Origin of the sequence: Aquimarina agarilytica ZC1, assembly GCF_000255455.1 — a bacterium.
Classification (GTDB): domain Bacteria; phylum Bacteroidota; class Bacteroidia; order Flavobacteriales; family Flavobacteriaceae; genus Aquimarina; species Aquimarina agarilytica.
On sequence record NZ_JH621252.1, the window covers coordinates 1 to 2722 of the forward strand.

1 pseudogene is annotated in these 2722 nt (G+C 37.5%); it reads right to left on the reverse strand.

Features of this window, described 5'->3' with window-relative positions:
- Window positions 1-2722 (reverse strand): annotated as a pseudogene (locus KQA_RS20485) (hypothetical protein); the annotation flags it as partial.

The following is a 2722-nucleotide window of genomic DNA, read 5'->3' on the forward strand; positions in this document are numbered from 1 at the left end:
AGCACATTAATTCCAACGGTACTCCCTAAAGCATTATTTAAATCTTCATCGGCTACTACAGCTGGTGGCGTATCTAAATAGGTTACCGTAATCGTAGCTACATTAGATGCTGCTCCCTCATTATCGTCTATCGTATATGTTATTGGAATTGGATCGCCTGTGAAACCATCTATTGAATCAAAAGTTACTTCTCCTGTTACTTCATTATAACTCCAAACTCCCTGACCATCAACCTCAAAACCAATAACATCTCCATCTAAATCTGTAATTGTATTAATAATAGTTTGTCCAGCTGGAGGAATTAAATTCACTGTAGTAGGCTCAATATTACCGTCAGAATCTGTATCCCCAGTAATTATATTTTGAACTACCGTATCTCCAACAGTATTCCCATTACTTGTTTCATCATCTGCCACTGGCGTGACATTTGGTAATATTGTAAATGTTGCATCATCTTGATCATTTTCAGATGCAATATCATTATTGGGGGCACTATTTGGATCTGGAAGATCAGAAGCCGTTACTTGAGCAATATTAGTATAACTTCCCGTAACATTAACATCAGCTTGATATGTCAAACTAATACTATCTCCATTATCTATAGATAAATTACTCCACACTATTGCTGCTGAAGCAAAATTAAAAGTTCCGCCATTCGATACGGTTCCTGGAACCAAACTATAGCCTGATGGTAATAAATCGGTTACTTCTACACCAGTAGCATCACCTGTAGATGTTGCACTTGTTATATTTTCAACTTCTACAGTAAACGTAACTCTATCTCCTATATCACCTGATGATGGATTAATAGATTTAGTCAAATCTAGATCAGCATTTTCTAAAGTAATATCCGCATTGTCTTGATCTGCTTCTGAAGCTACTCCGTTACCTGGCGTAGTATTAGGGTCCTCTTGATCTGAAGCCATAATCTCAGCTAGATTAACATATTCATCCGTAACGCCAGTAGGCTGATTTACGGTTGCTATGAATGTCAATTCCACTGGCCCTGTTGTTGGAACACTTGCTAAATTCCAAGTAATTAAATCTCCAGATCCATTGGCTGTACCGCTATCACTTATTGCTCTAGGATTACTATATCCCACTGGGAGTCTATCTTCAACAACAACATTAGTAGCTGTATTTACACCTGCATTTTCAATACGAATAGTAAATGTTACATCATCACCAACACTTGCTGATGTTGGAGCAACTGTTTTAGTTAATGACAAATCAGCTGACTCTATAATTAATTCGACACTTGACTCATCATCATCTGGTTGCCCATCTGTTAAATCATCAACATTTTCATTTTCAGTTGGACTACTGTCTGGATCAAATTGATCTGAAGCAATAATTTGCGCATTATTTACATAAGGACCAACAGATTCAACCAATGCTTGATAAGTCAATGTTATTGTTGTACCACTTATTACATTGATTCCTGCCCATGTCAATGTTTTTGACGCGACATCAAAAGATACATTGGAAGCTGGGTTACCCGATTGGGGAGTTGGGCTTCCAGCAACCAAAGTAAAACCGGTTGGTAGTACATCTTGAAGAACAACATTTGTTGCGTCGGTATTTGTAGAAAGTATATTGTTATTATACACTTCAATTGTAAAAGTAACTATATCCCCTACGTTGGCTGAAATTGGATCTACTTCCTTTGTCAATTCTAAATCAGCATTTCCTTTAATTTCAACCTCAACTGTATCAGAAACAGATGGACATATCCCATTTGTAACTGTCCATTGAAATTCGTAAATACCAGTTGTTAAACCTCCTACCAATGTGGTAGGATTATTAGGATCAATAAAATTAACATTAGATGGACCTGAAACTTGATTCCAAACCCCTATTTCTGGACTAGTTGGTGTATTTCCTGCTAATGACAAGGCACTAAATTCTGCAACACACTGATCTGGTCCCGCATTTGCTTCTATAGGTTCAGCTACTATTTCAACAATAACTGAATCTGTAAATGAACAACCATCATCATTAGCTGTAGTTGTTGTCCATATAAATTCATAAGTACCTGTAGTTAAGCCTAAAACTAATGCACTTTCATTAGTATCTGCTGTAATTGTTGCTCCTACTGGATTTGTTACAGCTTGTGTCCAAGTTCCTATACCACTTGTTACGGCAGTTGCTGCAAGGTTTGTTTGATTAACTCCACATAATTCTTGATCTGGCCCTGCGTTAGCTTCTGTTGGAACTTCATCATTGAATGTAACACTTATTGTTTCAAATTTAGAAGTACAATCTCCTGAAGAAAATACAACTCCTGAAGATGCCGGAGGAGGATTACTTATTGTCCACCTTAATACATAGGTTCCTAATTCAATATCAGAAAGTGCTGTCACAGGACTATTCGGATTATCAATACTTGTTCCTGGTAAAGGTACTACTGGAGCTGTTGCTCCCTTAGGTGTAAATGAATCAATAGTCCAAGTCCCTAAACCGACTATATCTAATGGATCTAATGTTGGATTAGCAGCTGTTTTATAATCTAATTGACACGCTTCGGTTACTGACATACCCGCCACTGGATCTGTAGGCGGTTCATATAAGGTTATCCGAACAGGGTCCGCTAATTTTTCACATACACCATTATCAAAAGTATATTCAAAAACATAAAGCCCTGGAGTGGTCATTCCTGTTACGGTAGCCGTTTGACTATTTGCTCCCAAAATCGTTACTCCTGATGCATTTGTAGGGAAAG